Source organism: Roseobacter ponti, from assembly GCF_012932215.1.
GTDB lineage: Bacteria > Pseudomonadota > Alphaproteobacteria > Rhodobacterales > Rhodobacteraceae > Roseobacter > Roseobacter ponti.
On record NZ_CP048788.1, the window covers coordinates 588,948 to 613,586 of the forward strand.

Here is a 24,639-nt window from a genome sequence, read left to right on the forward strand (position 1 = left end):
AAAAGGCGCGCCCCGGGGCGCGCCGATATCAGACACCGGCGGCCGGACCGCCACAAAGAACACCCCAAGGAGGCCATCATGGCAAAGGCAAAGTTTGAACGTAATAAACCGCACGTGAACATCGGCACGATTGGTCACGTTGACCACGGCAAGACGACGCTGACGGCTGCGATCACGAAATATTTCGGCGATTTCCAGGCGTACGACCAGATTGACGGCGCGCCCGAGGAGAAAGCCCGCGGGATCACGATCTCGACCGCGCACGTGGAATACGAGACAGACGCGCGCCACTATGCGCATGTCGACTGCCCCGGCCACGCCGACTACGTCAAGAACATGATCACCGGTGCGGCGCAGATGGACGGCGCGATCCTGGTTGTGAACGCGGCCGACGGCCCGATGCCCCAGACGCGCGAGCACATCCTGCTCGGCCGTCAGGTCGGCATCCCGACGATGGTTGTCTACATGAACAAGGTCGACCAGGTGGACGACGACGAGCTGCTGGAGCTGGTTGAGATGGAAATCCGCGAGCTGCTGAGCTCGTATGATTACCCCGGCGACGACATTCCCGTGATCCCCGGCTCGGCGCTGGCGGCGATGAACGGCGACAACCCCGAGATCGGCGAAGAGTCCATCCGCAAGCTGATGGCGGCTGTGGACGAGTGGATTCCGACACCTGAGCGTGCGATCGACCAGCCCTTCCTGATGCCGGTCGAGGACGTCTTCTCGATCTCCGGCCGTGGTACGGTTGTGACCGGTCGTGTCGAGCGTGGCGTGATCAACGTAGGTGACGAGATCGAAATCGTCGGCATCCGCGACACCAAAAAGACGACCTGCACCGGCGTGGAAATGTTCCGCAAACTGCTGGATCGTGGTGAAGCCGGCGACAACATCGGCGCCCTGCTGCGTGGTGTTGAGCGCGAGGGTGTTGAGCGCGGTCAGGTGCTGTGCAAGCCCGGTTCCGTGACGCCGCACACCAAGTTCGAGGCCGAGGCCTATATCCTCACCAAAGAAGAGGGTGGCCGTCACACGCCGTTCTTTGCGAACTACCGTCCGCAGTTCTACTTCCGGACCACGGATGTGACCGGCACGGTTCAGCTGAACGAAGGCACCGAGATGGTTATGCCAGGCGACAACGTGTCGTTCGGCGTTGAGCTGATCGCACCGATCGCGATGGAGAACGGCCTGCGCTTTGCGATCCGCGAAGGCGGCCGCACCGTCGGCGCGGGCGTTGTGTCGAAGATCACTGAGTAAGCCCGCGCGTGCTGCGACCCGGTCGCAGCCACACGGCAGAGACAAAGAAAAGGCCGCAGCACACCCGCTGCGGCCTTTTTGCTGTCGGACAGGTGCCGGTCGTGTGGCAACCCTGCATGAGACCCGGCGGGGCAGACGGACGATCAGCGCATAACAAACGGATTGGCCATCGGTGCGTCTGACGTGCTGATCCACGTCGTCTTGGTGCGCGTGTAATCACAGATCGCTTCCATGCCGGCCTCCCGACCGTATCCGGACTGGTCGTAGCCACCGAACGGCGCAATCGGGGATACTGCGCGGTAAGTGTTGACCCAGCATATCCCTGCCTTCAGCCGCGCCGATACCCGGTGCGCACGGGCCACGTTTTGAGTAAATACACCGGAGCCGAGGCCAAAGGGCGTGTTGTTGGCTATCGCAATCGCTTCTTCCTCGGAGTCAAAGGCCAGGAGCGACATGACAGGCCCGAACATCTCAACTTTCAGCGTTTCGGTGTCTGCATCGGCACATTCCACAAGTGTCGGCGCCATGTAATTGCCGGGCCGCTGCAGCCGCGCGCCGCCAAACCGTATCGTCGCGCCACCGGCGACGGCAGCGGCAAGCGTTTCCTCAATTTTCGTGATCTGACCGGCCGTGCACAGCGGACCGATCTGAGTGTCGGGCTCAAGAGGATCACCAATTATCACCGCCGCCATCTTTTCTTCGATTTTCTCGGCGACGGCTTTGAGCACGGAGCGATGCACGAGGCCCCGTGTACCGGCAACACAGCTTTGCCCCGACGCGCCGAAATTGCCCGCGATCAGACCGTTGGCCGCCCCGTCAAGATCTGCATCCTCAAAGACGATAACGGGCGACTTGCCACCCAGTTCCAGTGTGGTGACCGCGAAGTTCTCCGCTGAATTGCGCACCACATGCCGCGCAGCTTCCGGACCGCCGGTAAAGGCGATACGATCGACATCGGGATGGCGTGTCAGCGGGATAGCACAGTTTTCAGCGTCACCTGTAATCACAGAGACAACGCCCGGCGGGAAGCCTGCCTGTTCAATCAGCCGCGCGAATTCGAACAGCGGCGCGGGAGCAGTTTCGGAGGCTTTCAACACCACCGCGCAGCCCGCCGCAAGCGCCGGTCCGAGCTTTGTCGCTGTCAGGAACATCTGGGCATTCCAGGGCACAATCGCGGCCACCACACCGATCGGCTCGCGTCGCGTAAAAACGTGCATGTCCGGTTTATCGATGGGCAGCACGGCACCCTCGATCTTGTCAGCCAGACCGGCGTAATAGCGATAGTAATCGCCGACATAGGCCGACTGGCTGGCCGTCTCCGCCAGCAGTTTACCGCTGTCGGTCGTCTCGATCCGGCCGATTTCCTGCGCATTCTCTTCGATCAGCCCGGCGAGGCGATAGAGGAGTTTTCCTCTTTGCGTCTGGGTCATGTCACGCCAGACAGGGTCATTCAGCACACGCCGAGCCGCACCTATGGCACGGTCCACGTCTGCCTTTGAGGCGCAGGCGAATGTGGCCCAGTCCCGCCCTGTTGCGGGGTTCTGCGATGTCATGACCTGGCCTTCCGAGCCCTCGCTCCGGCTGCCGTCTATGAAAAGCTGATAATGCGGTTTTTTATCCATCGGATCCCTCATCTGAAAGCCGGCATGACGTCGTTGATAAACCGCCCGAGCGATGCGCGTTTGCGCTCAAAGCTCATGCCGCTGTCAATCCAGAACGCATATTCATCATACCCGAGATCTTCATATTTTCTGATCTTTTCGATGATTTCATCCGCCGTGCCAATGGTCAGGTCGCGCGCCATATTTTCCGGTGCCATCATCGTGTTGGACGCCATCTCTTCATCAGACAGCGGTGCGATCAGACCTTTTTCGACTGGGCGCTTGTTCTGAAACCATGCTCCGAAATGACAGTAAAAGCGTGATAACTCACGCGCGGCCTGTGCGACATCCTCGGCGTCGGAGCCGACATAGCTATGATGCAACAGCATGATCTTCGGGCGCGGCCCGTCATATCCGGCGCATGCTTGATTGAAACGGCCCATCAGCGTTTCAATTTCCTGCAGGCCCTGCCAAAGGGGCGTCACCTGAATATTGAAGCCGTTCCTGACGCCGAATTCGTGACTGTTCGGGTCCCTCGCTGCAATCCAGATCGGCGGGCCACCGTCCTGCACGGGTCCGGGCACCGCCGTCGTGGCGGGAAAGCTGTAAAACTCCCCTTCATGTGCACAGTCTCCGGCCCAGAGTTTCGGCAGCAAAGACGCGGTTTCCCGCATTCTCTGACCGGCCTCCCAGGCATCCATACCCGGCATCAGTCGCTCGTATTCGTAAGAATATGCTCCCCTTGCAATGCCAAGCTCAATCCGTCCGCCGGTCATAAGATCGGCTGCTGCGGCTTCACCTGCCAGTTTGATCGGATGCCAGAACGGCGCGATGACCGTCCCCGTTCCCAGTCTGACGTTCTTTGTGTGGGCGGCGATATTAACCAGCGACATCAGGGGATTGGGCGCGATCGTGAATTCCATCCCGTGGTGCTCACCTGTCCAGACCGCGCGCATCCCTCCTTCATCGGCCATTCTGCACAGGGCAAGCAGTTCTTCGTTGAGTTGAGCGTGCGGCTGGTCCGGTGTCAGGAGTTCCATATGCGCAAAGAGTGAAAACTCCATGTTCAGGTCCTTTCTGGTAAATGATGAATGTCGCCGCGGTCAGCACCGCCAAGGTAAAACCCGAAGCTGCGGGTCTGCGATTCTACAGCGAAACGGTTCATCATGTCGTGAACGGGTTTTGAGGCGAAAGGCAGGTTCGGTATGTCCGGGACCGGATGCACTTCAAGGCTGCCGGTGTAAGGCTTTGATGCCGACGCGATGAAGTATGACGACCAGGTTTTACCGTCGTCGAACACCGAATAGGCGGGCCCGAGGTCGATGTGCAGGCCGCGTTCTGAAAGGCTGTCGACCAGGTCTCTTCGCAGGCGACTGCTGTCCGGGACAGGTATCTGAGGGGGGCGATATCCGGCATCGGTCTTTTCGAGCAATACGCCGTCGCCACAGGTTACGATAGCACCGGAGACTGTTGTGCTGCCTGCATGCCCGAGCGCGGATCGTTCCAGACCGAGGCTGAAAAACCGCCCTCCGGCATAGCCAAGCCCCCGGCCTTCAAAGTGCTCAAAGCTGCGGATCCTGCCGATGAGAATCTGGTGATCTCCCGCGTCGAGGGACTGGTGCGTACTGCAGGAAAACTGCGCAAGGGCACCGTGGATCAAAGGGCTGCCCATCTCATCGGGGACGCACTGCACCCGGGCAAAACGATCGCCTTTGTAACCGGCGAAGGTGTTCGCCACCTCTTCCTGGCCCTCGGAAAGGATATTCACCGCAAAATGCGAGCAGGTCGAAAAGCTGTCGAAGCTCGACAGAAACCGGCCGGGGCAGACAAGCAGCAGGGGCGGATCAAGCGAGACGGATGTGAATGAATTCGCCGTAAAGCCAACCGGTGTTCCGTCGGTAGTCCTGGTCGTCACGACGGTGACACCGGTCATGTAGCTGCCAAAGGCATTGCGCAGGGCGCGTTTATCAGGCCCGGTCATGCCGGTGCCTCCTGTGCAAGCGCGCGCAGTGCCGCATTCACAGCCTCCGGATGGGTCAGCGGCATCATATGCGCCGCGCCCTTGATAATGATGGCCCGTCCGCCAGGCGTCAGGTCGGCCATCGCACGGGACATCTCCGGCGTGGAATTCGGCTCAAGCGAACCGGTGATAAACCGCGCGGGGCATTTTATCGCGGTCAGTGACGCGCGGGTCGGCGCGTCTGCACGGGCAAAGGCCGTATAGGCCTGTTTATATCCCGCCGGGTCCACTTCCTGCAGCCATGTCCTGCAGGCTGACCGCTCAGGTGACAGGTCATCTCCGAACCAGCGCTGAAGGGTGGCCGCAGGATCGGGCACTGTTTTTCCGTCAAGGTCCGCGGCGCGCGCCTGGACTGCTTTTGCGGCCGCGGGGCTGCGCTCGAAAACGGCATTCAGCGCAGCGACCCCACAGACTTTTTCCGGGGCAGCACTGGCCAGAGACAGCGCGATCATCGCCCCCATGGAATGACCGATAACCAGCGCGCGCCCGGGCAGCTCTTCAAGGACGCCGCGCATCGCAGCGGTGTAATCCGCGAGCGCCATCTCACCGGTCGGGCAGGGGCTGAGACCGTGGCCGGGCATATCGGGTGCAATCACCTGACCGCAGCCTGCGAGGGCGTCAAACTGCTTTTGCCATGCTTCGGCCCGCAGGCCCACGCCATGCAGAAGCAGGACCGGCCGCCCTGTGCCGGTCCGGGTCGTGGCAAGGCCTGCGATCTCAGACCGACGCAGGGTTGTCGAGGTCATGGCCCAGATCCTTCAGGTCCTGATAGCGGTCTCCGATACGGTGATGCGGTCTGCCGGACAGCGCCGCGCCGAGGACAACGACCACCTCGTCATCGCGCGGCGCATCAGGGACGGCGAACTGGATCGTCAGATAATGCGAGCGCCGGCCAGCGTCGTTCTTGTCCATCAACGGAACCAGGATCGGCGCGTTGGCCGGGCCGCGGGTGTTGGTAAAAGCAAGATAGGATTTCGCCGCGACGGCTTCCCGATAAAAATTGCCGAACCGCAGAGTGTGGATCAGCCCGGACGCATGCTCTATCTCGCCGTCCAGTCCGACCACGGCGGCCTTTCCGTACGCTTCGATCTGCGCGCCGCTGCCCGCAAGAGCGATCATCCTGTCCGCCATCATACTGCCGAGAACCGGACCATAGGCGCGGATCTCAGGCGTCAGGTCTTCGACATAACGGCCTGCCCAGGGGTTTCGCAGCACGGCCGCCACGGCAAACATGCGCCATGGCGTTTTCGCAGCGCGGAACCCTTCGATGAAGACCTCTTCGTCATAGGTCACGATTTTCCGGATGTCGGGCGTCATGGTCACTCCTCATTGCTGACCAGAACAGTAGAAAGCACCCGGAATTTTGACAAACGAATGAAAGTCACGCTTAGGTATTACAAACACTAATGGCAGATTTGACCAGTGAGAAAAAACCTTCCCCCGCTGACCTGGCTGCGCTCATTCGAAGCTGCGGCGCGGAACCTGAGTTTTACCGCTGCCGCCGAAGAGATCGGACTGACACAGTCCGCCGTCAGCCAGCAGGTGAAATCGCTTGAAACACGGCTCAGAGTGCCGCTTTTTGTGCGCCATGCCCGGGGGCTCGCACTGACCGATGCGGGACGCCGCCTGTTGCCGGAAGTGGGCGTGCCGCTGCAGGCGCTGGCCGTGGCGATGGACGGGGCTGATGCAGGGCCGGATAAGGGGCTGCTGACCATCGCGGCTTCTGTAAGCGTGGTGCAATGGGTCATCGCGCCCCTGCTGCCGGATTTCACGCGGCATCACCTGTCGCTCAGGCTCAGGTTTCTCAGTGCGATCTGGCCTGATGATTTTCAGTCGGCCCGTGCTGATCTGGAAATCCGCTTCGGGTCACTCAGGCAGGCCGGAGAAAACGCCGAACTTCTGCTGCCCAACCGGCTTGTTGCGCTGAAATCACCCGCGCTAAGCGGTGCGCTGGAAGATCTTCCCCTGATTGAGGCGGTTGGCACGTCGGGCGGCTGGCAAACCTGGGCAAAAGAAGTCGGAGACACCAGGCCTCCGTCTTTTTACACCGATACATACGGCATGGCTTTGCAGCTGGCGGTGCACGGCAGCGGTGTGGCGCTGGTGAGCGAACTGCTGGCGGGTCATGCTCTGAAGTCGGGACTTCTTGAGCCAGCGCATCCCGCGTCTGTTGCCGCCGACGAGGGCTATTACCTGTCGGTTACCCCAGATAAGCCGGAAGCCGGTCGGTTTCGTGACTGGTTGCTCGAAAAGCTGACCACCTGAGCTTTTTTGACGTTGCGATGGTCTTTGGTGTCAGTGGCCGCTGATCCAGGCACGTCGCCGGTTAAAGTCCCTTTTATCGCGCGGCGGGTCATCCGGCCGGACCGGGCTTTTGACGCGCGATCAGAAAACCTGAAAAGTCGGATGATTTTCCGAAGAATCTCATTGCGTTTTGTAGCGCGACCCCCTAAACGACCCAAATCCAATCAGGGTGCGGTCAGCCGCGCCCTTTTCCGTTGGACCACAAGTCGCGATGAGGGTGTGCGATGAGCGCCCGTCCTCCTCTCCGGTCTGAACCCTGATATAAAGGGTGATGCATATGGCCGCACAAAGCCAAAACATCCGCATCCGCCTCAAGGCGTTTGACTACCGTGTGCTGGATGCTTCCACACAAGAAATCGTCAACACAGCAAAGCGCACAGGTGCTTCCGTTCGCGGCCCGATCCCGCTGCCGAACAAAATCGAGAAGTTCACCGTTCTGCGTGGCCCCCACGTTGACAAGAAATCCCGTGACCAGTTCGAGATCCGCACGCACAAGCGTCTGCTGGATATCGTTGATCCGACCCCCCAGACCGTGGACGCGCTTATGAAGCTCGACCTCGCCGCTGGTGTGGACGTCGAGATCAAACTGCAATCATAATCGTCGGAGGGTAATATTATGTTGCGCTCAGGCGTTATTGCAAAAAAAGTCGGTATGACCCGGCTCTTCATGGAAGACGGCAAGCAGATCCCTGTGACCGTTCTTCAGCTCGACAAGCTGCAGGTTGTGGCCCAGCGGACGTCCGACAAAGACGGCTATTCGGCTGTTCAGCTCGGCGCCGGTTCGGCCAAAGCCAAACGGACATCTCAGGCCATGCGCGGTCACTTTGCAGCGGCAAAGGTAGAACCCAAGCGCAAGGTTGCGGAGTTCCGTGTGGATGAGGCAAACCTCATCGGCGTGGGTGAGGAAATCACCGCGAACCATTACTTTGAAGGTCAGTTCGTCGATGTGGCCGGCACCTCCATCGGTAAAGGTTTTGCCGGTGCGATGAAGCGGCACAACTTCGGTGGTCTGCGCGCGACACACGGTGTGTCCATCTCGCACCGTTCGCACGGCTCCACCGGCCAGTGTCAGGATCCGGGCAAGGTTTTCAAAGGCAAAAAGATGGCCGGTCACATGGGTGCTGCCCGTGTCACCACGCAGAACCTGCAGGTTATCCGCACAGATGCCGACCGTGGTCTGATCATGGTCAAGGGCGCTGTTCCGGGCTCCAAAGGCGGCTGGGTCACAGTCAAGGATGCGGTGAAAAAGCCGTTCCCCGAGAATGCGATCCTGCCGGCGGCGCTGAAATCCGATGCCGAGGCCGCGGCGAAGGCCGCTGAAGAAGCCGCTGCAGCAGCAGCCGCAGAGGCCGAAGCAGAAGCCAAGCGTCTGGCAGAAGAGCAGGCGGCTCAGGAAGCCGAACAGCTTAAAGCTGCAGAAGCCGAGATCGAAGCTGAAAAGTCCGATGACGCACCAGCTGCGGACGAAGACAAGAAAGAAGGTGACGCATGAAACTCGATGTCATCAAACTCGACGGCGGCAAAGCCGGATCGGTAGACCTGGACGAGGCGCTCTTTGGCCTCGAGCCGCGCGCCGACATCCTGCACCGTGTCGTGCGTTGGCAGCGTAACAACGCACAGGCCGGCACACACAAGGTCAAGACGCGGAAAGAAGTGAGCTACTCCACCAAAAAGATCTATCGCCAGAAGGGCACCGGTGGCGCACGCCACGGCGCGCGCTCTGCACCGATCTTCCGCGGTGGTGGTGTTTACAAAGGCCCGGTTGTGCGCAGCCACGGCCATGAGCTGACCAAGAAGTTCCGCAAGCTGGGTCTGTGCCACGCGCTTTCCGCCAAGCTGAAAGCAGGCGAGCTCGTGATCATTGACGACGCAACATCCGACGGCAAAACCGCAGCCCTGGCCAAACAGGTTAAAAACCTCGGCTGGAAACGCGCGCTGGTCATTGATGGTGCCTCTGTGAATGAGAACTTTGCTCAGGCAGCCCGCAACATCGACGGGCTGGATATCCTGCCGACGATGGGCGCAAACGTATATGATATCCTCAAGCGTGACACTCTTGTGATCACAAAAGCGGGTGTCGAAGCACTGGAGGCCCGGTTGAAATGAATGCCAAGGCAGAACATTACGACGTGATCCGCAAGCCGATCATCACAGAGAAAGCAACCATGTCGTCCGAGAACGGCGCGGTGGTTTTCGAAGTGGCGATGGACAGCAACAAACCCCAGATCAAGGAGGCTATCGAGGCGCTCTTTGGTGTGAAGGTCAAAGCGGTCAACACCACAATCACCAAAGGTAAAGTGAAGCGTTTCCGCGGCCAGCTCGGCAAGCGGAAAGACGTGAAGAAAGCCTATGTGACGCTGGAAGCCGGCAACACGATCGACGTGTCCACCGGGCTCTGAGCCGCCGTCATTGTACGACAATCTGAACCCCGGCTTCGCAGGAAGCCGGGGTTTTTTCATGGGCAGGCCGTATTTTGCCCGGGCGTTGCGGTTCAGGCGCTCAGCGGCGGCACACCCATGCGTGCATGGATCGCATCGCGCTGAGCGTCACTCAGCCCGAGACCACTCGCAAGCTGTCTGAGGTACGCGGTTTCGGCGGTATTATCTACGCGGATCGCCGCAACGGAGGTGGCATAGATCTGCTCGCGCCCGGTGGTGCCCGCGTCCTGCACCAGCCCGTGCAGGTCAGAGGGTTTGCTGAGCTCGGCCTGAACAAAGGCGCGCTCCTCATCGCTGATGTCTCCGAGCCTGTCAAGGATCGCGGCCTGTTCGGCCTGGTCGATCTCTCCGTCGGCTTTCGCGGCCTGGATCATCGCCCGGATCATCAGCTTTGCCTGTTCTTCCATGGCATCCGCTGCCGGTGTTCCGGCGAACATCGTCTGCATCAGATCGGCGCTGTGTTTGCTGCCAGCCTCCGCAGCACCCTGCATGCTGGCCATCAGCCCGGCGAGGCCGGCTGCCCCTGCTTCGCTGGCATCAGCGGTGGTTTTTCCCATCTGGCTCAGCAGTGACTTCACCTGGTCTGAGCCACCCGGAATGCCGAATCTGTCTGCCAGTTGTCCAAGCTGACTGGCCATGTCGCTGTTGCCGGCACCCTTGAGCGCATCCTGCATCCCGGCCATGCCGCCCATCTCTTTATACTTGTCCATTCCCTTGGCTGCGGCGAACCCCATCGCAACGGCTGCAAGTGCTTTTACAAAGCTCATATCATCTCTCCTCCACATTAAACCCGCCGGCAGCCTAGCACTCCGGCGTCCCAACACAAAGAACGCGGCTGAAGCTTTCTGTCCCCTTACCGTATTGTCTCAGAGAGACCGATTGTGCGAACCGTCAGACTGTGCGGAATATACCCGTTTTCCGGCGCTGTGCGCTTGACCCTGCCGGCCACGTCTCTTAAAGGAACCCATCGGCACAGCCCCGGATTCGTCCGGGGCTCTGTTTTTGTTCGCAGGAACATCTCAATCGGGCACCTACGGGGGCCTTTATACCATAGTCGTCATCGCGACGACGCACAGCAAAACGGAAGACAGACAACATGGCACTCAAGTCGTACAAACCGACGACGCCGGGCCAGCGTGGGCTGGTACTGATCGACCGTTCGGAGCTCTGGAAAGGACGCCCGGTCAAAGCCCTCACAGAAGGCCTGACCAAAAATGGCGGACGGAACAACACCGGACGGATCACGATGCGCCGCAAAGGCGGCGGGGCCAAGCGCCTCTACCGGATCGTTGACTTCAAACGGAACAAGCGCGACGTGACCGCAGCGGTCCTGCGCATTGAATATGACCCCAACCGGACAGCCTTTATTGCGCTGCTGAAATACACCGACGGCGAGCAGGCCTATATCCTGGCCCCGCAGCGTATTGCGATCGGTGACACGGTTGTGGCGTCGGAAAAAGCTGACATCAAACCCGGTAACGCGATGCCCTTTTCCGGCATGCCCATCGGTACCATCGTGCACAACATCGAGATGAAGCCCGGAAAGGGCGGTCAGATCGCACGTGCCGCCGGCACCTATGCCCAGTTCGTAGGCCGTGATGGCGGTTATGCTCAGATCCGTTTGAGCTCGGGCGAACTGCGTCTGGTGCGTCAGGAATGCATGGCCACCGTTGGTGCGGTCAGCAACCCCGACAATTCCAACCAGAACTATGGTAAAGCCGGCCGCATGCGCCACAAGGGCATCCGCCCGTCTGTGCGTGGTGTCGTGATGAACCCGATCGATCACCCGCACGGTGGTGGTGAAGGCCGTACATCCGGTGGTCGCCACCCGGTGACCCCATGGGGCAAACCGACAAAGGGTGCCAAGACCCGCAACAAGAACAAAGCGTCCGGCAAGCTCATTCTGCGCTCGCGTCACGCCAAGAAGAAGGGGCGTTAATTTATGTCTCGTTCAGTATGGAAAGGTCCTTTTGTCGACAGCTACGTGTTGAAAAAGGCTGAAGCGTCCCGCGAGAGCGGTCGCAACGAAGTGATCAAGATCTGGTCGCGCCGCTCGACAATTCTGCCCCAGTTCGTGGGTCTGACGTTCGGCGTGTACAACGGTCACAAGCACATCCCTGTCAACGTCAGCGAAGACATGATCGGTCAGAAGTTCGGTGAGTATTCGCCGACACGGACCTACTACGGTCATGCCGCAGACAAAAAAGCGAAGCGGAAATAAGCCATGAGCAAGGATAAAAATCCCCGCCGCGTGGCCGACAACGAAGCAATGGCAAAACTGCGCATGCTGCGTACGTCCCCGCAGAAACTGAACCTTGTCGCCGGTCTGATCCGTGGCAAGAAAGTGGAGCAGGCCCTGACGGACCTGACGTTCTCCAAAAAGCGCATCGCACAGGACGTGAAGAAATGTCTTCAGTCTGCGATTGCGAACGCGGAAAACAACCACAACCTCGACGTCGACGAACTGGTTGTCGCCGAAGCCTATGTCGGCAAGAACCTGACAATGAAGCGTGGTCGTCCGCGTGCCCGTGGCCGGTTCGGCAAAATCATCAAGCCGTTCTCGGAAATAACGATCAAAGTGCGTCAAGTTGAGGAGCAAGCCTGATGGGTAACAAAGTCAATCCGATCGGCATGCGCCTGCAGGTGAACCGCACCTGGGACAGCCGCTGGTACGCCGATACGAAGGATTACGGTGATCTTCTGCTGGAAGATCTCGCGATCCGTGAGTTCATCAAAGAAGAATGCAAGCAGGCCGGTGTGGCCCGTGTGATCATCGAGCGTCCGCACAAAAAGTGCCGCGTCACGATCCACACAGCACGCCCCGGCGTCATCATCGGCAAGAAAGGTGCAGACATCGAAGGTCTGCGCCAGAAAATCGCCAAGATGACCGACTCTGAGCTGCACCTCAACATCGTTGAAGTGCGCAAGCCTGAGCTGGACGCAGCCCTCGTTGGTGAAAGCATTGCACAGCAGCTGGAGCGCCGGGTGTCTTTCCGTCGCGCCATGAAGCGTGCGGTTCAGAACGCGATGCGCATGGGGGCCCTCGGCATCCGTGTGAACGTTGCCGGCCGTCTGGGCGGTGCAGAGATCGCTCGGACTGAATGGTACCGTGAAGGTCGTGTGCCGCTGCACACGCTGCGCGCCGACATCGATTACGCACACGTGGAAGCGGTGACTGCCTATGGCATCATCGGGATCAAGACATGGATCTTCAAAGGTGAGATCATGGAGCACGATCCGGCCGCGCGTGACCGTAAAGCACAGGAACTCCAGGATGGCCCTGCACCGCGTGGTGCCGGTGGTCGCCGCTAAGGAGGAATGAGAAATGCTTCAGCCAAAGCGCACTAAATTCCGCAAGCAGTTCAAAGGCTCTATCAAAGGCCTGGCGAAGGGTGGGTCCGACCTGAACTTCGGCACCTATGGTCTTAAAGCCGTTGAACCCGAGCGGGTTACAGCACGTCAGATCGAAGCGGCACGCCGCGCGATGACGCGTCACATGAAACGCCAGGGCCGTGTCTGGATCCGGATTTTCCCGGACGTTCCGGTCACAGCCAAGCCCATCGAAGTACGTATGGGTAAAGGTAAAGGCTCGGTTGACCGCTGGGCGGCTAAGGTAAAGCCCGGTCGTGTGATGTTCGAGATCGACGGTGTCGGCGATGATGTGGCGCGCGAAGCGCTGCGTCTGGCGGCGATGAAACTGCCGATCAAGACACGCGTTGTTGTCCGCGAAGACTGGTAAGTCTGACCGGGCAGGGCGTATTCGCGCCTGGCCGGGCGATAAGATTTGCTTTTCGGATCAGAGATCAAGCCTCCGTCGGGAAACCGGCGGGGGTTTTGTTTTTGCGGGTCCGTGCAGCGCAGATTTTGCCTGAATAGTCCTGACCCGTGGTGCGTTCTGCGGGTCAGGCGCACACCGCAGAACGCTGATACCGGCACCTGGCGGGGGCTCTCACGTGCTCAATCCCGCAGGATCGTCTTGCCAGATACCAGGATGGATAACATGCGGTGAAAGACGGCTCTGCTCAGCCACCGGCTAAGTGAAGGCGCAACCCTCTCAGGCCTCAGGCCGGAGCGGTTTGTCGTTGCCCGCCGCTTTGCCGATCAGCGCACGCGAATACTCAGGTGCATCAGCGATCGCCACCACGCAGCCGGAGACCTGCCAGCCGTCACTGCTGAAGCGCAGCACCGAGAACCCTGGAAACGGGCGCTGTATGAGTTCGGTTCCGCGCAGCATTCGTGTTTCATAAGTGGTGACAATCGTCGCCGGGCCTTTGTAACTGGCCTCGACACAGTGCCGGATCAGATCAGTCACACCGGTGGTGCGCATATAGGTCACGATGTCGCGAAAGACCTCTTCGAGAACCTCCGGGCTGTCAATCCAGCGCTGGCCGTCAAAGGTCTCGAGTTTCTGAGGTACAGCAAAATGCGGGCGGAACGCGTCAAAGTCTGCGGCCATAATCGCCGCGCCGCTCTTCTCGAGCAGATCATCCGAGATTTTCACAGGGTCTTCGCGTTGTTCCGACATGTGCCTCCGCTGTCACGCAGAAAATTATCCGTTTGATAAAGGATTGCCGAAATCTCCTGATAACTCAAGCATTTAAGATGAGATGGGTAAATATCCGCCCACTTTCTACCCGTGCTTGAAACGGCGTTCTGCGCTCGCCTTTTTGGGGCGCATCAACGCAACTCTGCCGCGACTCAGTCCCAGCTGTAGTTGAAACTGATGCTGATGCGCTCTTCGTCGGCCATGTTGATCGGCACCTCGTGGCGCAGCCAGCTTTCCCAGAGCAGAACGTCACCCGCGGCGGGGGAGACATAGCTGAAGGTGCTCAGCTCAGCCCGCGCGTCCTTTTTGCGGGCCGGTGCCGCCATCATCATCGCCAGACGCGGGTCTTCGAATTTGATGGAGCCGGCGCCGGAGGGCACGGCCACATATGTTGTACCGCTGATCACCGAATGTGGGTGCAGGTGGCCGGTGTGGATGCCGCCCGGAGGCAGGATGTTGATCCAGATGTCTTCGAGTTTCAGTTTGCGGTCGCCAAGATCAAACTCGAGATCTTTTGCGAAGGCTTTTACGTGTTTGTCGAGCACAGGCACCAGATCTTTGAAAATCGGAAAGCGGTAGGGCAGGTCAGTGAGTGAGGCGTAGCTTGTGTACCCCGGATAGCCGTTCTCATCGCACCAGGCCTGGCCCGCTTCGTCATCTTCTGCGATGGACCAGCAGGAGGCCTCCAGCTCGACCGGGTCGACGGGTTTGCCCCGTTCACTGAGAGCGGCCTGATAAAGGCGGGTGACAAAGAGCGACGTGATATCTGACATAGCGCCTCTTACCCTGAAACGACAGGCGACGACAATCCGGTCACGCATTGTTCGTGGTATTCTGTCCGTGGCGCATTAGGCCAGTGAGCCCGGATGTGCTATCACCGGTACATCCGGTATTTCGGAAGGCGACAGGACATGGCAGTCAGCGACACGGTTTTTGCGGGGTCCATCCCGGATGTTTATGACGAGTATCTTGTTCCTCTGATCTTTGAGCATTACGCGCAGGATATGGCGCAACGCGTGCTGGCGGGCGGTCCCGCGCAGATCCTCGAAACAGCGGCAGGCAGTGGTGTTGTCACCCGGTTGCTTGCTGATGGGATGCCCGAAGACGCTCACCTTCTAACGACAGACCTGAACCAGCCGATGCTTGATCGCAATGCCGCGAGGCTGCCGGCGCGCCCGGGCCTGCGGTTTCAGCAGGCGGATGCGCTGGCGCTGCCCTGCGACAATGCCTCGTTCGATGTCGTATGCTGCCAGTTCGGAGTGATGTTTTTCCCCGACCGTGTGAAGGGATACCGTGAGGCCCTGCGGGTGCTGAAGCCGGGCGGAACGTTTGTCTTCAACGCCTGGGATGCAATCGCGGAAAACCTGTTTGCTCAGGCCGTTACTGAAAAGGTATCCGCGCTTTTCCCGGAGGACCCGCCGGTCTTCATGGCACGCACGCCGCATGGCTATCACGACGCAGCGGCGATTGCAGCCGATGTCAGGTCCGCGGGTTTCGAACGCTGCCAGCTGAAGACCGTTGCAGCAGAAAGCACCGCCTCTTCGGCGCGCGCGGTGGCGGTCGCATTCTGTCAGGGCACGCCGTTGCGAAACGAACTTGAGGCCCGAGACGGAATGAGCCTTGCTGAGATCACGGATGCGGTGGAAGCAGAGCTTATCACCCGCTTTGGCATCGGCGTGGTGCGCGCGCCCATGCAGGCACATGTGGTGGTGGCGCAGAAAGCCTGACACCAGCGGGCGTCTGCCTCAGGACGAGGGGTCTGCTGCCTGAATGGCGGATATGTCGATGCCGTCGAGCCGCGTAAGGACGCCCCGGCGATAGCGCACCGACCGCATGACCTGTCGTAAGCCGGCGCGTTCCGGCATTCCGGCCGGGGCAGTGGAAGCAACCAAAACTCCGACCGGTGCGGAAACCGGTAGTGCTGTCACCGGCGGTCTGGTCACGGGCGTGCCGGACAGGAAAGGTCTCCGTTGTCATCCGGATTACTGAAATTTTGAATTAACTAATATTAATCCACCATATTATTTCCTGCGTAGCCTTAAATCACCGGGTGAGGAAAACTGCATTTCTGCGGGGTGCGGCGGGGAAGCGGCGAGCGTTTTCTGCCTGTTATTACTTAGCTATGGGATGCTTTTTATGTTTGAGAAAAAATCACTGTATGTTGCTGCTGTACTTGCGGCTATCGGGTGGGGCGCTCCCGCCATGGCGGCACCGATCGCCGCCACCGGAACAACCGACGTCACGGTCAGCGGCTTCTTCCTGAGTGTGCTGACCGACAACGGTATCTCGGCAAGCCCGATTGAGCCGGCAACAGCTTCCGGTGCCGTTTTCTCGTTCGATATCACGGGCGGCGAAACTGATCCGCTGTCGATTGAACACTCCGGCGGTGTTCTGTTTGAAAAGGGGTCGGAAAACCTCTCGGCCACAAACTTTATTATTGACGGCGTTCTCGGGACAGTCAGCGCAAACGTTAACGGCGGTGATGACTTTCTGGCCATATTCGATCTGAATAACATAGACGCGTCCGGGCCGCTCACCGCAGATCTGCTCATCAACGCAACTCTCGCCGGTGCGATCAGCGCTACGTTTTTCGATGACGACATTTCCGGCACGCTTGTCGGCCAGACCTTTGGTTCGGCGTCCACAGCACCCTCCCCGGTCCCGATCCCCGCGTCCGGCCTGTTGCTGCTTGCAGGAATGGGCGGCCTTGCAGCCATGCGCCGTCGTAAAGCCGCCTCTGCCTGATAAGCTTTGCAAAAAAACCATGACAAAGGCCGGTTGCATTGCACAACCGGCCTTTTTTGTAGGTGTTTCACTCAGTGGTACACGCTGCCTGACGCGGCTACGCAGACCGCCTGGAATTACCAGCCGGCGGCCTGTATGGCGGATGTGTCGATCCCGTCGAGCATTTTCTGCGCGTCGATCCCGTCTGATCCGCTGGTTGACGATGCGGCGATGCCTGCACCAACCGCGCGGGCAATGGCAAGCTCGCGCGCTTCGGCATCGCGGCAGGTGACAAAGCCATAGTCCCAGCCGGTGCGATAATCAGAAACGCCGCCATATGCAGCCTCGTCCCGGGCCCGTTGCGAGAAGGTGTCTCCACCCGCTCGGTTCCCGCTCTGACAGCCGTCATGATAGCCCGTCACGTAGGTTTCGGAGTACCCGTGCTTGCGCAGAGCGTCTTCGCTGCTGATCGTTTCGCTGCAACCCGCAACGAGTGCGACAGATAAAACACAGATGCTGACACGCAGAACCATTACAGTACCTTTCAGATTATTGGTTGAGTTGCTCAGTAGAGCGGATTCGGCGGCCCCCACTGGTTCGTCTCCTCGCCGGGGCGGGTGTAAAACCACAACAGGATCAGTGAGCCGATCAGGGGAACGAGGTTGAGCAGAAACCACCAGCCGCTTTTGCCGATGTCGTGCAGGCGTCGCACTGCAACGGCCAGCGCCGGCAGCAGGATGGCAAGTGAAAAGAGCATGCTCAGCGGTTCACCGGCATTTTCGCCGCCGACATTAAAGCCGAGTGCAGGCCCGATGAGGAAGGCGTCGATCAACTGTGTGACAAGCGTCATCAGAAAAACCGCAAGCACCCACCACCAGAACTCTGCCCGTGATGCGCGCCCGGAAAAAGTGGCGTATTTCGACAGGACCGTCTTTACGGCCAGTGACATTTTATCCATGGAGCCCCCGAGACCAGTTCACGCTACTATACACAAATATTTGCAGCGTCGCGCAAGGGGCAATCCCGGTCCGGGACAGGCGGGGAAAAGGGGTTGCCATAGCATAGCTTCCCGCCTATACGGCGCATTCATCATGAACTCCACGGGAATCATCGGTGACGCTTTCTTAAGCGGCCGTCCCGTGATGTTGAAAGGAAAAGGGCGATGAACGCCAAGGAATTGCACGACAAAACACCTGACCAGCTGCGTGAAGAGCTGGCCACCCTGAAAAAAGAGCAGTTCAACCTGCGCTTTCAGCAGGCCACAGGCCAGCTGGAGAATCCCGCACAGCTGCGCATCGCGCGCCGCAACGCGGCACGCGTCAAAACTGTACTGAACCAGAAAGCAGCTTCCGCTGCTGCGTCTGAATAAGGAGAGCACCTATGCCAAAGCGTATTCTGTCCGGCGTCGTGACCTCCGATGCAAACGCACAAACCGTAACCGTCAGCGTCGAGCGCCGCTTTACGCACCCGGTTCTGAAGAAGACCATCCGTAAGTCCAAGAAATACCGGGCGCACGATGAGAACAACACATTCAAAACGGGCGACACCGTCCGCATCATCGAATGTGCACCGAAGTCGAAAACCAAACGCTGGGAAGTGCTTGAAGCCGCTGAGGCCTGAACGCACGACCTTTAATTCGAAACCCTGGGGACATGGCCACGCATCGGCCCCCCAAAGGTCGGGAGAAACCAAATGATCCAGATGCAGACCAACCTGGATGTTGCTGACAACAGCGGCGCGCGCCGTGTTCAGTGCATCAAGGTACTGGGCGGTTCCAAGCGTAAGTACGCATCCGTCGGCGACATTATTGTCGTCTCGGTTAAGGAAGCCATCCCACGCGGTCGTGTGAAAAAAGGGGACGTGCGTAAAGCCGTCGTCGTTCGCACCGCCAAAGAAGTCCGCCGCGACGATGGCACAGCGATCCGTTTCGATCGCAATGCTGCTGTCATCCTCAACAACAACAACGAGCCGATCGGTACACGTATCTTTGGCCCGGTTGTGCGTGAGCTGCGCGCGAAGAACTTCATGAAAATCATCTCGCTTGCTCCGGAGGTGCTGTAATCATGGCTGCTAAGCTGAAAAAAGGTGACAAGGTCATCGTGCTGGCCGGCAAGGACAAAGGCAAAACGGGCTCTATCACATCCGTTGACCCGAAATCCGGCAAGGCCATTGTTGACGGTGTCAACATCGCCATCCGCGCGACACGCCAGTCCCAGACAAGCCAGGGTGGCCGCATCCCCAAAGCGATGCCCATCGACCTGAGCAACCTCGCATTTGTGGACAAGAACGGCAAAGCAAGCCGCGTCGGGTTCAAAATGGACGGTGACAAGAAAGTGCGCTTTGCCAAGACCACAGGGGACGTGATCGATGCTTGATTCTGCAACCTACACACCCCGCCTCAAGGCCGTATACGCAGACACCATCCGTGCTGCGATGAAAGAAGAGTTCGGCTATAAGAACGACATGCAGATCCCGCGTCTGGACAAGATCGTTCTGAACATCGGCTGTGGTGCCGAAGCCGTGCGCGACAGCAAGAAAGCCAAATCTGCTCAGGAAGATCTGACGCTGATCGCAGGCCAGAAGGCCATGACGACCATCGCCAAGAAATCCATCGCGGGTTTCCGTGTACGCGAGGAAATGCCGCTGGGTGCGAAAGTGACCCTGCGCGGTGACCGCATGTATGAATTCCTTGATCGTCTGATCACGATTGCAATGCCCCGCGTACGCGACTTCCGCGGCGTGTCCGGCAAATCTTTCGATGGCCGCGGCAACTATGCCATGGGCCTCAAAGAGCACCTCGTGTTCCCGGAAATCAACTTCGACAAGATCGATGAGAACTGGGGAATGGACATCGTAATCGCCACAACGGCGGCAACCGACGCTGAAGCGAAGGCACTGTTGAAAGCGTTCAACATGCCCTTCAACAGCTGAGCGCGGGAAGGATACTGATATGGCTAAAAAATCTATGATCGAACGCGAGAAGAAGCGCGAACGTCTGGTGGCGAAATACGCAGCCAAACGTGCGGCTCTCAAAGAGATCGTGAACGACGAAAGCAAGCCGATGGAAGAGCGTTTCCGCGCCTCCCTGAAGCTGGCGAAACTGCCCCGCAACTCTTCGGCTGTGCGTCTGCACAACCGCTGCCAGCTGACGGGTCGTCCGCACGCGTACTATCGCAAACTGAAAATCTCACGTATCGCGCTGCGCGATCTCGGCTCTCAGGGCCAGATCCCCGGCATGGTCAAATCAAGCTGGTAAGGAGGGCATAAAATGAACGATCCTATCGCAGATATGCTCACCCGTATCCGTAACTCTTCGATGCGCGGCAAATCCACCGTTTCCACACCGGCCTCCAAGCTGCGTGCATGGGTTCTGGATGTGCTGGCCGATGAAGGCTACATCCGCGGCTATGAGAAAACCACCGGTTCCGACGGTCACCCGGCCATCGAGATCAGCCTCAAGTATTATGAGGGCGAACCTGTTATTCGCGAGCTGAAGCGGGTCTCCAAGCCCGGTCGTCGCGTTTACATGGGCGTCAATGACATTCCCGTCGTCCGTCAGGGCCTCGGTGTGTCGATTGTCTCCACCCCGAAGGGTGTGATGTCGGACCAGGCTGCACGCAGCGCCAATGTTGGCGGCGAAGTGCTCTGCACCGTATTCTGAGGAGATAGACTATGTCTCGTATTGGTAAGAAACCGGTCGATCTGCCCTCTGGTGTTTCGGCATCGGTCAGCGGTCAGACCATTGAGGTCAAAGGCCCCAAAGGCACACGTTCGTTCAATGCAACGGATGATGTGACGCTGAAGGTTGAAGACAACGTGATCACCATTGAGCCGCGCGGCAAATCCAAGCGTGCGCGTCAGCAGTGGGGCATGTCGCGTACACAGATCCAGAACTGTGTAACCGGCGTGACCGAAGGCTTCAAAAAAGAGCTGGAGATCCAGGGTGTGGGTTACCGGGCGCAGATGCAGGGCAATACCCTGAAGCTGAACCTCGGCCTGTCCCACGACGTGGATTACACAGCACCTGATGGCGTGACTGTAACCGCCCCCAAGCAGACCGAAATCATTGTGGAAGGCATCGACGAACAGCTTGTTGGTCAGGTTGCCGCGAACATCCGCCAGTGGCGCAAGCCGGAGCCCTACAAGGGTAAGGGCATCCGCTATAAGGGTGAGTTCGTCTTCCGCAAAGAAGGCAAGAAGAAGTAAGGAACGCAAAAGATGGCAAACAGCAAAAGACAACTGTTCATCAAACGCCGCCTGCGCGTTCGGAACAAACTTCGCCGCACAAATGCGGGCCGTATGCGCCTGTCTGTGCACCGCTCCAATAAGAACATCTCGGTTCAGCTGATCGATGATGTGGCCGGCACAACAGTTGCCTCCGCATCCAGCCTCGAGAAGGATCTTGGTGTGGTTGGCAAAAACAACGTCGAAGCAGCCACGAAGGTGGGTGCGGCGATTGCAGAACGCGCGAAAAAGGCAGGCGTCTCCGAGGCCTATTTTGATCGTGGCGGTTTCCTCTTTCACGGTCGCGTCAAGGCTGTTGCCGACGCCGCGCGTGAAGGTGGTCTGAAGATCTGAGACCTGAAAGGCGCCCTTTTGCGGGGCGCCTTCGATGATCCGGGGGCGTACTGCCCACCAGGATTGAGTTTATTGGGCGCCACCTTTCGATACGGGCCCGTCAGTTAAAGGAAGTTCTCATGGCAGAACGTGATAATCGTCGGGGCAACCGCCGCGACCGTGATGAAACACCGGAATTCTCCGACCGCCTGGTCGCGATCAACCGTGTGTCCAAAACAGTTAAAGGTGGTAAGCGCTTTGGTTTCGCCGCCCTCGTCGTTGTCGGCGATCAGAAGGGCCGTGTCGGCTTTGGCAAAGGTAAAGCGAAAGAGGTCCCCGAGGCCATCCGCAAAGCCACAGAGCAGGCCAAGCGCCAGATGATCCGTGTTCAGCTGCGCGAAGGCCGGACGCTGCACCACGATATGGAAGGCCGTCACGGCGCCGGTAAAGTTGTGATGCGTACGGCTCCGGAAGGTACCGGGATCATCGCCGGTGGTCCGATGCGTGCTGTGTTCGAGATGCTCGGCGTCAAAGACGTTGTGTCGAAATCGATCGGCTCGCAGAACCCATATAACATGATCCGCGCCACCATGGACGGCCTGCGCAAGGAATCGAGCCCGCGCTCGGTTGCACAACGTCGCGGCAAAAAGGTGGCTGACATTCTGCCCAAGCGTGAAGACAATGTAGAGTCTTCGGCGCAGGTTGCTGAGGAGGCGTAAACCATGGCCAAAACTATTGTTGTCAAACAGATCGGCTCGCCGATCCGCCGCCCCGGTAAACAGCGTCAGACGCTGATTGGCCTCGGGCTGAACAAAATGCACAAAACGCGCGAACTGGAAGACACACCTTCCGTGCGCGGCATGATCAATTCGATCCCGCATATGGTCGAGATCGTCGAAGAAAAAGGCTGAACGTCACGTTCAGACCTGACCTGAATGCCCTGCAGGAAACTGCGGGGCATTTTGTTTTCCGGTGGCTGTTTTCGCCGCGCGCGATACAGCGTGAAATATGATAGGCTGAAGATCTGATGGTATCACAGGGATTCTCAGCTATGACACACCTCGCCCGAACACTTTGCCTTTCGTTTTCATTCTGCCTCGCACTCACTCTGGTCACGGGACCTGCTGCGGCTGCAACCTGTGCAGAAGAACTGCCCGAGATAAAGACACAGATCGACGCGATGCCGGAAGATGCGGATAAACACGTGGCCGAGACGCAGTATGCCAAAGCCGAAAAGCGTCTTGAGGAGGGCAAGGAACGCGCCTGCCTGCTTTATCTGGAATCAGCCAGGTCCGCGATTCAGGCTGAGCATATGAGCAACCGCTGAATCGGGCCGCCTGCGCAGTAAAAAATGCCGCAACCGGCATTTTTTCATCCTTAGTTAACCGTTGTGACCGATAAAATTTGTATCAAATCGGATTAGCCGTATTCGGGGACAGGGTGGGCTGAAGGACGATACATGGTTGCTTATGCAGGCGCTGTTCCCGAAGCGGTTTCAACCCGGGTTCCTGTCGAAACGATGCGCTCTATGGCGGTGGTGCTGCTGGTCAGCTATCATGTCATCGGCGCGGGCGATGGCGGCGGTCTCGATATCGCCTATCCGCACATGCTGCGGCTCTATGCAGATTTTTTTATCGATCTCAGGATGCCGTTCTTTGCGTTCATCGCAGGCTACGTTTACGCACTGCGACCTGTCGCTGTGGGGCATTACTCGGATTTTCTGGGCAACAAGCTGCGCCGTCTGCTGATCCCGGGAATTCTGGCAATTACCGCCTTTGCCATCGTAGCGAATGTGGTCGGCACCCGCTTTGCCCAGCCGCTCAGTGACCTTTGGTATCTGCTGGTGACACCCTATGCGCACTTCTGGTTTTTACAGTCGGCGCTGGTCATCTTCGTGGTCTTCGGGCTGATTGATATGGTGCTCAGCCATCGCTTTACGGTGGTGCTTCTGGTGGCGTCGGGGGCGCTTTATCTTTCGGGTTTCCGGTTTGAAACCAGTGTGATGTCGGTGAACGGAGCGCTTTATCTGCTGCCCTTCTTTCTGACCGGCGTGGTCTTTCTGCGGCACGGCACCGAGATCGCCGAGGAGGCTGAGAAGCTGACACTGGTACTTCTTGTGCTGGCCGTGGCCTGCGCTTTCCAGAACATCCGAGTCCTTTATGAAACCGGCGTTTTCTCGATGGACCGCCATGATGTGCAGAGCCTTGGCTTTGGTGTTTCCGTCTGCCTGCTTGCCGCGCTGTGGTGTCCCAGGCTCCCGCTCCTGGAGCGCCTGTCGCCCTATGCCTTCACGATTTATCTCTATCATATTTTCGGGACGGTGCCGGCGCGCCTGTTCTGTGACGCGCTCGACATCGGACAGACAAATCTGCAGTTTGTTCTTGGTCTTGCGGGCGGGCTGCTCATCCCGGTTCTGATTCATGAAACCGTGCAGCGGATGCCTGGTCTCAGCGCGGTTGTCACCGGACGGCAGCGCAGGCTGCGTGGTGGTCTCGGCGTGCCTTGACGCAGACCGCAACGCCGGATAGAGAGCGCTGTCTGCAGGGCTCGCCTGCTGATCAGATGTAAACGCCGTGGTCGGCCACTCCCGTCGCTGGGGGTCGCATCCGGCAAAAGGAGAAGCGACATGAAACTGAACGAACTGAGTGATAACGAAGGCGCCACCAAGAAACGCAAGCGCGTTGGCCGTGGTCCGGGTTCCGGCACCGGCAAAATGGGTGGCCGTGGTATCAAAGGTCAGAAATCCCGCTCCGGTGTGGCAATCAACGGCTATGAAGGCGGCCAGATGCCGCTTTATCAGCGTCTGCCTAAGCGCGGCTTTAACAAACCGAACCGCAAATCATTCGCTGTGGTGAACCTTGGCCTGATCCAGAAATTCGTCGATGCCAAGAAAATCGATGCCAAAAAAGCGATCACCGAGGATGTGCTGATCGAAAGCGGTCTCGTGCGTCGTAAACTCGACGGAATCCGGGTGCTGGCAAAGGGTGATGTGACAGGCAAACTGAACATTGAAGTGACGGGTGCCTCGAAATCGGCCGTTGCTGCGGTGGAAAAAGCCGGCGGATCGCTCAGCGTGGCGGCACCGGTCGCGGAAACGTCAGAGGCCTGAGGCCCGAGTTCAGGCTTGTGGGCGGCGCAAACGCCGCTTACATAAGCACTCAAGTTTTCCATTGACGCCGCCCCGCCGGAGAACGG

The 24,639-nt window shown here is 58.9% G+C and carries 37 protein-coding genes; 27 read left to right on the forward strand and 10 right to left on the reverse strand.

Annotation, left to right across the window (positions count from 1 at the left end; genetic code table 11):
- Nucleotides 1–78 precede the first annotated feature (78 nt).
- Entirely contained in the window at nt 79–1,254 is a 1,176-nt protein-coding gene (gene tuf, locus G3256_RS02875; protein ID WP_169639388.1) for an elongation factor Tu, read from the forward strand.
- Nucleotides 1,255–1,397: 143 nt separating this feature from the next.
- On the opposite strand, the gene G3256_RS02880 is transcribed toward tuf, so the two are convergent.
- From G3256_RS02880 to G3256_RS02900, 5 genes are read right to left on the reverse strand one after another with little or no spacing between them, the layout of a single operon-like run.
- Nucleotides 1,398–2,876 (reverse strand): aldehyde dehydrogenase, encoded by a 1,479-nt coding sequence (locus tag G3256_RS02880; protein ID WP_169639402.1) that lies wholly within the window; start codon nt 2,874–2,876, stop codon nt 1,398–1,400.
- An 8-nt stretch (nt 2,877–2,884) separates the two neighbouring features.
- Nucleotides 2,885–3,919: an LLM class flavin-dependent oxidoreductase gene (locus G3256_RS02885; protein ID WP_169639403.1), complete on the reverse strand. Its 1,035-nt coding sequence runs from the start codon at nt 3,917–3,919 to the stop codon at nt 2,885–2,887.
- Between the two features lie 2 nt (nt 3,920–3,921).
- Nucleotides 3,922–4,836, reverse strand: coding sequence for a flavin reductase family protein (locus tag G3256_RS02890; protein ID WP_169639404.1), 915 nt, complete (start codon nt 4,834–4,836; stop codon nt 3,922–3,924).
- Nucleotides 4,833–5,621 (reverse strand): alpha/beta fold hydrolase, encoded by a 789-nt coding sequence (locus tag G3256_RS02895; protein WP_169639405.1) that lies wholly within the window; start codon nt 5,619–5,621, stop codon nt 4,833–4,835. The genes G3256_RS02890 and G3256_RS02895 overlap by 4 nt, the downstream gene beginning before the upstream one ends.
- Nucleotides 5,593–6,192, reverse strand: a complete 600-nt coding sequence (locus G3256_RS02900) for an amino acid synthesis family protein (RefSeq protein ID WP_169639406.1) — start codon at nt 6,190–6,192, stop codon at nt 5,593–5,595. Before G3256_RS02900 ends, G3256_RS02895 begins: the two co-directional genes overlap by 29 nt.
- 105 nt (nt 6,193–6,297) lie before the next feature.
- Between G3256_RS02900 and G3256_RS02905 the strand changes: the two genes are divergently transcribed.
- The 5 genes from G3256_RS02905 (at nt 6,298) to G3256_RS02925 (ending at nt 9,578) form a co-directional block, all read left to right on the forward strand.
- Nucleotides 6,298–7,140, forward strand: a complete 843-nt coding sequence (locus tag G3256_RS02905) for a LysR family transcriptional regulator (RefSeq protein WP_169639407.1) — start codon at nt 6,298–6,300, stop codon at nt 7,138–7,140.
- 316 nt (nt 7,141–7,456) lie between these two features.
- Nucleotides 7,457–7,777 (forward strand): 30S ribosomal protein S10, encoded by a 321-nt coding sequence (gene rpsJ / locus G3256_RS02910; RefSeq protein ID WP_169639408.1) that lies wholly within the window; start codon nt 7,457–7,459, stop codon nt 7,775–7,777.
- Between the two features lie 18 nt (nt 7,778–7,795).
- Nucleotides 7,796–8,671, forward strand: coding sequence for a 50S ribosomal protein L3 (gene rplC / locus G3256_RS02915; protein WP_169639409.1), 876 nt, complete (start codon nt 7,796–7,798; stop codon nt 8,669–8,671).
- The gene (gene rplD, locus G3256_RS02920) at nt 8,668–9,285 is read left to right on the forward strand and encodes a 50S ribosomal protein L4 (RefSeq protein ID WP_169639410.1); all 618 of its coding nucleotides are present in this window, start codon (nt 8,668–8,670) and stop codon (nt 9,283–9,285) included. The genes rplC and rplD overlap by 4 nt, the downstream gene beginning before the upstream one ends.
- The gene (locus tag G3256_RS02925) at nt 9,282–9,578 is read left to right on the forward strand and encodes a 50S ribosomal protein L23 (protein WP_169639411.1); all 297 of its coding nucleotides are present in this window, start codon (nt 9,282–9,284) and stop codon (nt 9,576–9,578) included. The genes rplD and G3256_RS02925 overlap by 4 nt, the downstream gene beginning before the upstream one ends.
- Before the next feature lie 92 nt (nt 9,579–9,670).
- Here the strand turns inward: G3256_RS02925 and G3256_RS02930 are convergent, their stop codons facing one another.
- Nucleotides 9,671–10,384 (reverse strand): DUF533 domain-containing protein, encoded by a 714-nt coding sequence (locus G3256_RS02930; protein WP_169639412.1) that lies wholly within the window; start codon nt 10,382–10,384, stop codon nt 9,671–9,673.
- A 329-nt stretch (nt 10,385–10,713) separates the two neighbouring features.
- On the opposite strand from G3256_RS02930, the gene rplB reads away from it, so the two are divergent.
- Genes rplB through rplP form a run of 5 tightly spaced genes read left to right on the forward strand, consistent with a single transcriptional unit; the run spans nt 10,714 to nt 13,356 of the window.
- Nucleotides 10,714–11,556: a 50S ribosomal protein L2 gene (rplB, locus tag G3256_RS02935; protein ID WP_169639413.1), complete on the forward strand. Its 843-nt coding sequence runs from the start codon at nt 10,714–10,716 to the stop codon at nt 11,554–11,556.
- A 3-nt stretch (nt 11,557–11,559) separates the two neighbouring features.
- Nucleotides 11,560–11,838 carry a 30S ribosomal protein S19 gene (rpsS, locus tag G3256_RS02940; RefSeq protein ID WP_067296663.1) on the forward strand — a complete coding sequence of 93 codons (279 nt, stop codon included), beginning with the start codon at nt 11,560–11,562 and terminating at the stop codon, nt 11,836–11,838.
- A 3-nt stretch (nt 11,839–11,841) separates the two neighbouring features.
- Nucleotides 11,842–12,222, forward strand: coding sequence for a 50S ribosomal protein L22 (gene rplV / locus G3256_RS02945; protein WP_169639414.1), 381 nt, complete (start codon nt 11,842–11,844; stop codon nt 12,220–12,222).
- On the forward strand, nt 12,222–12,929 hold the full coding sequence (gene rpsC, locus G3256_RS02950; protein ID WP_169639415.1) for a 30S ribosomal protein S3: 708 nt from the start codon (nt 12,222–12,224) through the stop codon (nt 12,927–12,929). Before rplV ends, rpsC begins: the two co-directional genes overlap by 1 nt.
- Nucleotides 12,930–12,942: 13 nt before the next feature.
- Nucleotides 12,943–13,356, forward strand: a complete 414-nt coding sequence (gene rplP, locus G3256_RS02955) for a 50S ribosomal protein L16 (protein ID WP_028957241.1) — start codon at nt 12,943–12,945, stop codon at nt 13,354–13,356.
- 315 nt (nt 13,357–13,671) lie between these two features.
- Here rplP and G3256_RS02960 read toward each other — a convergent pair whose 3' ends face one another.
- Nucleotides 13,672–14,142 (reverse strand): hypothetical protein, encoded by a 471-nt coding sequence (locus G3256_RS02960; RefSeq protein ID WP_169639416.1) that lies wholly within the window; start codon nt 14,140–14,142, stop codon nt 13,672–13,674.
- A gap of 173 nt (nt 14,143–14,315) precedes the next feature.
- A complete protein-coding gene (locus tag G3256_RS02965; protein ID WP_169639417.1) occupies nt 14,316–14,936 on the reverse strand; it encodes a 2OG-Fe(II) oxygenase family protein in 621 nt (206 codons plus the stop codon).
- 138 nt (nt 14,937–15,074) lie between these two features.
- On the opposite strand from G3256_RS02965, the gene G3256_RS02970 reads away from it, so the two are divergent.
- Both G3256_RS02970 and G3256_RS02975 read left to right on the forward strand, forming a co-directional pair.
- On the forward strand, nt 15,075–15,890 hold the full coding sequence (locus G3256_RS02970; RefSeq protein ID WP_169639418.1) for a class I SAM-dependent methyltransferase: 816 nt from the start codon (nt 15,075–15,077) through the stop codon (nt 15,888–15,890).
- A 409-nt stretch (nt 15,891–16,299) separates the two neighbouring features.
- Entirely contained in the window at nt 16,300–16,908 is a 609-nt protein-coding gene (locus tag G3256_RS02975) for a VPLPA-CTERM sorting domain-containing protein (RefSeq protein ID WP_246227743.1), read from the forward strand.
- Nucleotides 16,909–17,024: 116 nt separating this feature from the next.
- Here the strand turns inward: G3256_RS02975 and G3256_RS02980 are convergent, their stop codons facing one another.
- Complete coding sequence (locus tag G3256_RS02980) at nt 17,025–17,420, reverse strand: hypothetical protein (RefSeq protein ID WP_169639420.1); 396 nt, start codon at nt 17,418–17,420, stop codon at nt 17,025–17,027.
- Nucleotides 17,421–17,452: 32 nt separating this feature from the next.
- Nucleotides 17,453–17,845, reverse strand: coding sequence for a DUF805 domain-containing protein (locus tag G3256_RS02985; RefSeq protein WP_169639421.1), 393 nt, complete (start codon nt 17,843–17,845; stop codon nt 17,453–17,455).
- A gap of 204 nt (nt 17,846–18,049) precedes the next feature.
- On the opposite strand from G3256_RS02985, the gene rpmC reads away from it, so the two are divergent.
- The 14 genes from rpmC to rplO all read left to right on the forward strand — a co-directional run bounded on the left by rpmC (nt 18,050) and on the right by rplO (nt 24,553).
- On the forward strand, nt 18,050–18,256 hold the full coding sequence (rpmC, locus tag G3256_RS02990) for a 50S ribosomal protein L29 (RefSeq protein WP_169639422.1): 207 nt from the start codon (nt 18,050–18,052) through the stop codon (nt 18,254–18,256).
- Between the two features lie 11 nt (nt 18,257–18,267).
- Nucleotides 18,268–18,507: a 30S ribosomal protein S17 gene (gene rpsQ, locus G3256_RS02995; RefSeq protein ID WP_169639423.1), complete on the forward strand. Its 240-nt coding sequence runs from the start codon at nt 18,268–18,270 to the stop codon at nt 18,505–18,507.
- 72 nt (nt 18,508–18,579) lie between these two features.
- Nucleotides 18,580–18,948, forward strand: coding sequence for a 50S ribosomal protein L14 (rplN, locus tag G3256_RS03000; RefSeq protein ID WP_013963207.1), 369 nt, complete (start codon nt 18,580–18,582; stop codon nt 18,946–18,948).
- Nucleotides 18,949–18,950: 2 nt separating this feature from the next.
- Nucleotides 18,951–19,262, forward strand: a complete 312-nt coding sequence (gene rplX / locus G3256_RS03005) for a 50S ribosomal protein L24 (RefSeq protein ID WP_169639424.1) — start codon at nt 18,951–18,953, stop codon at nt 19,260–19,262.
- Entirely contained in the window at nt 19,255–19,818 is a 564-nt protein-coding gene (gene rplE, locus G3256_RS03010) for a 50S ribosomal protein L5 (protein WP_169639425.1), read from the forward strand. The genes rplX and rplE overlap by 8 nt, the downstream gene beginning before the upstream one ends.
- Nucleotides 19,819–19,837: 19 nt before the next feature.
- The gene (rpsN, locus tag G3256_RS03015) at nt 19,838–20,143 is read left to right on the forward strand and encodes a 30S ribosomal protein S14 (RefSeq protein ID WP_169639426.1); all 306 of its coding nucleotides are present in this window, start codon (nt 19,838–19,840) and stop codon (nt 20,141–20,143) included.
- A gap of 12 nt (nt 20,144–20,155) precedes the next feature.
- Nucleotides 20,156–20,548, forward strand: coding sequence for a 30S ribosomal protein S8 (rpsH, locus tag G3256_RS03020; RefSeq protein ID WP_169639427.1), 393 nt, complete (start codon nt 20,156–20,158; stop codon nt 20,546–20,548).
- A gap of 11 nt (nt 20,549–20,559) precedes the next feature.
- Nucleotides 20,560–21,093 carry a 50S ribosomal protein L6 gene (gene rplF, locus G3256_RS03025; protein WP_169639428.1) on the forward strand — a complete coding sequence of 178 codons (534 nt, stop codon included), beginning with the start codon at nt 20,560–20,562 and terminating at the stop codon, nt 21,091–21,093.
- Nucleotides 21,094–21,105: 12 nt separating this feature from the next.
- Nucleotides 21,106–21,465, forward strand: coding sequence for a 50S ribosomal protein L18 (gene rplR, locus G3256_RS03030; RefSeq protein WP_169639429.1), 360 nt, complete (start codon nt 21,106–21,108; stop codon nt 21,463–21,465).
- A gap of 119 nt (nt 21,466–21,584) precedes the next feature.
- Complete coding sequence (rpsE, locus tag G3256_RS03035; RefSeq protein ID WP_169639430.1) at nt 21,585–22,163, forward strand: 30S ribosomal protein S5; 579 nt, start codon at nt 21,585–21,587, stop codon at nt 22,161–22,163.
- 3 nt (nt 22,164–22,166) lie between these two features.
- Nucleotides 22,167–22,355, forward strand: coding sequence for a 50S ribosomal protein L30 (gene rpmD, locus G3256_RS03040; protein WP_169639431.1), 189 nt, complete (start codon nt 22,167–22,169; stop codon nt 22,353–22,355).
- A gap of 140 nt (nt 22,356–22,495) precedes the next feature.
- A complete protein-coding gene (locus G3256_RS03045; RefSeq protein WP_169639432.1) occupies nt 22,496–22,771 on the forward strand; it encodes a hypothetical protein in 276 nt (91 codons plus the stop codon).
- Nucleotides 22,772–22,903: 132 nt separating this feature from the next.
- Nucleotides 22,904–23,950 (forward strand): acyltransferase family protein, encoded by a 1,047-nt coding sequence (locus G3256_RS03050; RefSeq protein WP_169639433.1) that lies wholly within the window; start codon nt 22,904–22,906, stop codon nt 23,948–23,950.
- Between the two features lie 120 nt (nt 23,951–24,070).
- On the forward strand, nt 24,071–24,553 hold the full coding sequence (gene rplO, locus G3256_RS03055) for a 50S ribosomal protein L15 (protein ID WP_169639434.1): 483 nt from the start codon (nt 24,071–24,073) through the stop codon (nt 24,551–24,553).
- Nucleotides 24,554–24,639 lie beyond the last annotated feature (86 nt).

What these genes read in the sequence shown, in the direction of transcription:
- tuf (WP_169639388.1), top strand. Translation starts at nt 79, where the DNA reads ATGGCAAAGGCAAAGTTTGAACGTAATAAACCGCACGTGAACATCGGC.
- G3256_RS02880 (WP_169639402.1), bottom strand. Translation starts at nt 2,876, where the DNA reads ATGGATAAAAAACCGCATTATCAGCTTTTCATAGACGGCAGCCGGAGC.
- G3256_RS02885 (WP_169639403.1), bottom strand. Translation starts at nt 3,919, where the DNA reads ATGGAGTTTTCACTCTTTGCGCATATGGAACTCCTGACACCGGACCAG.
- G3256_RS02890 (WP_169639404.1), bottom strand. Translation starts at nt 4,836, where the DNA reads ATGACCGGGCCTGATAAACGCGCCCTGCGCAATGCCTTTGGCAGCTAC.
- G3256_RS02895 (WP_169639405.1), bottom strand. Translation starts at nt 5,621, where the DNA reads ATGACCTCGACAACCCTGCGTCGGTCTGAGATCGCAGGCCTTGCCACG.
- G3256_RS02900 (WP_169639406.1), bottom strand. Translation starts at nt 6,192, where the DNA reads ATGACGCCCGACATCCGGAAAATCGTGACCTATGACGAAGAGGTCTTC.
- rpsJ (WP_169639408.1), top strand. Translation starts at nt 7,457, where the DNA reads ATGGCCGCACAAAGCCAAAACATCCGCATCCGCCTCAAGGCGTTTGAC.
- rplC (WP_169639409.1), top strand. Translation starts at nt 7,796, where the DNA reads ATGTTGCGCTCAGGCGTTATTGCAAAAAAAGTCGGTATGACCCGGCTC.
- rplD (WP_169639410.1), top strand. Translation starts at nt 8,668, where the DNA reads ATGAAACTCGATGTCATCAAACTCGACGGCGGCAAAGCCGGATCGGTA.
- G3256_RS02925 (WP_169639411.1), top strand. Translation starts at nt 9,282, where the DNA reads ATGAATGCCAAGGCAGAACATTACGACGTGATCCGCAAGCCGATCATC.
- G3256_RS02930 (WP_169639412.1), bottom strand. Translation starts at nt 10,384, where the DNA reads ATGAGCTTTGTAAAAGCACTTGCAGCCGTTGCGATGGGGTTCGCCGCA.
- rplB (WP_169639413.1), top strand. Translation starts at nt 10,714, where the DNA reads ATGGCACTCAAGTCGTACAAACCGACGACGCCGGGCCAGCGTGGGCTG.
- rpsS (WP_067296663.1), top strand. Translation starts at nt 11,560, where the DNA reads ATGTCTCGTTCAGTATGGAAAGGTCCTTTTGTCGACAGCTACGTGTTG.
- rplV (WP_169639414.1), top strand. Translation starts at nt 11,842, where the DNA reads ATGAGCAAGGATAAAAATCCCCGCCGCGTGGCCGACAACGAAGCAATG.
- rpsC (WP_169639415.1), top strand. Translation starts at nt 12,222, where the DNA reads ATGGGTAACAAAGTCAATCCGATCGGCATGCGCCTGCAGGTGAACCGC.
- rplP (WP_028957241.1), top strand. Translation starts at nt 12,943, where the DNA reads ATGCTTCAGCCAAAGCGCACTAAATTCCGCAAGCAGTTCAAAGGCTCT.
- G3256_RS02960 (WP_169639416.1), bottom strand. Translation starts at nt 14,142, where the DNA reads ATGTCGGAACAACGCGAAGACCCTGTGAAAATCTCGGATGATCTGCTC.
- G3256_RS02965 (WP_169639417.1), bottom strand. Translation starts at nt 14,936, where the DNA reads ATGTCAGATATCACGTCGCTCTTTGTCACCCGCCTTTATCAGGCCGCT.
- G3256_RS02970 (WP_169639418.1), top strand. Translation starts at nt 15,075, where the DNA reads ATGGCAGTCAGCGACACGGTTTTTGCGGGGTCCATCCCGGATGTTTAT.
- G3256_RS02975 (WP_246227743.1), top strand. Translation starts at nt 16,300, where the DNA reads ATGTTTGAGAAAAAATCACTGTATGTTGCTGCTGTACTTGCGGCTATC.
- G3256_RS02980 (WP_169639420.1), bottom strand. Translation starts at nt 17,420, where the DNA reads ATGGTTCTGCGTGTCAGCATCTGTGTTTTATCTGTCGCACTCGTTGCG.
- G3256_RS02985 (WP_169639421.1), bottom strand. Translation starts at nt 17,845, where the DNA reads ATGGATAAAATGTCACTGGCCGTAAAGACGGTCCTGTCGAAATACGCC.
- rpmC (WP_169639422.1), top strand. Translation starts at nt 18,050, where the DNA reads ATGAACGCCAAGGAATTGCACGACAAAACACCTGACCAGCTGCGTGAA.
- rpsQ (WP_169639423.1), top strand. Translation starts at nt 18,268, where the DNA reads ATGCCAAAGCGTATTCTGTCCGGCGTCGTGACCTCCGATGCAAACGCA.
- rplN (WP_013963207.1), top strand. Translation starts at nt 18,580, where the DNA reads ATGATCCAGATGCAGACCAACCTGGATGTTGCTGACAACAGCGGCGCG.
- rplX (WP_169639424.1), top strand. Translation starts at nt 18,951, where the DNA reads ATGGCTGCTAAGCTGAAAAAAGGTGACAAGGTCATCGTGCTGGCCGGC.
- rplE (WP_169639425.1), top strand. Translation starts at nt 19,255, where the DNA reads ATGCTTGATTCTGCAACCTACACACCCCGCCTCAAGGCCGTATACGCA.
- rpsN (WP_169639426.1), top strand. Translation starts at nt 19,838, where the DNA reads ATGGCTAAAAAATCTATGATCGAACGCGAGAAGAAGCGCGAACGTCTG.
- rpsH (WP_169639427.1), top strand. Translation starts at nt 20,156, where the DNA reads ATGAACGATCCTATCGCAGATATGCTCACCCGTATCCGTAACTCTTCG.
- rplF (WP_169639428.1), top strand. Translation starts at nt 20,560, where the DNA reads ATGTCTCGTATTGGTAAGAAACCGGTCGATCTGCCCTCTGGTGTTTCG.
- rplR (WP_169639429.1), top strand. Translation starts at nt 21,106, where the DNA reads ATGGCAAACAGCAAAAGACAACTGTTCATCAAACGCCGCCTGCGCGTT.
- rpsE (WP_169639430.1), top strand. Translation starts at nt 21,585, where the DNA reads ATGGCAGAACGTGATAATCGTCGGGGCAACCGCCGCGACCGTGATGAA.
- rpmD (WP_169639431.1), top strand. Translation starts at nt 22,167, where the DNA reads ATGGCCAAAACTATTGTTGTCAAACAGATCGGCTCGCCGATCCGCCGC.
- G3256_RS03045 (WP_169639432.1), top strand. Translation starts at nt 22,496, where the DNA reads ATGACACACCTCGCCCGAACACTTTGCCTTTCGTTTTCATTCTGCCTC.
- G3256_RS03050 (WP_169639433.1), top strand. Translation starts at nt 22,904, where the DNA reads ATGGTTGCTTATGCAGGCGCTGTTCCCGAAGCGGTTTCAACCCGGGTT.
- rplO (WP_169639434.1), top strand. Translation starts at nt 24,071, where the DNA reads ATGAAACTGAACGAACTGAGTGATAACGAAGGCGCCACCAAGAAACGC.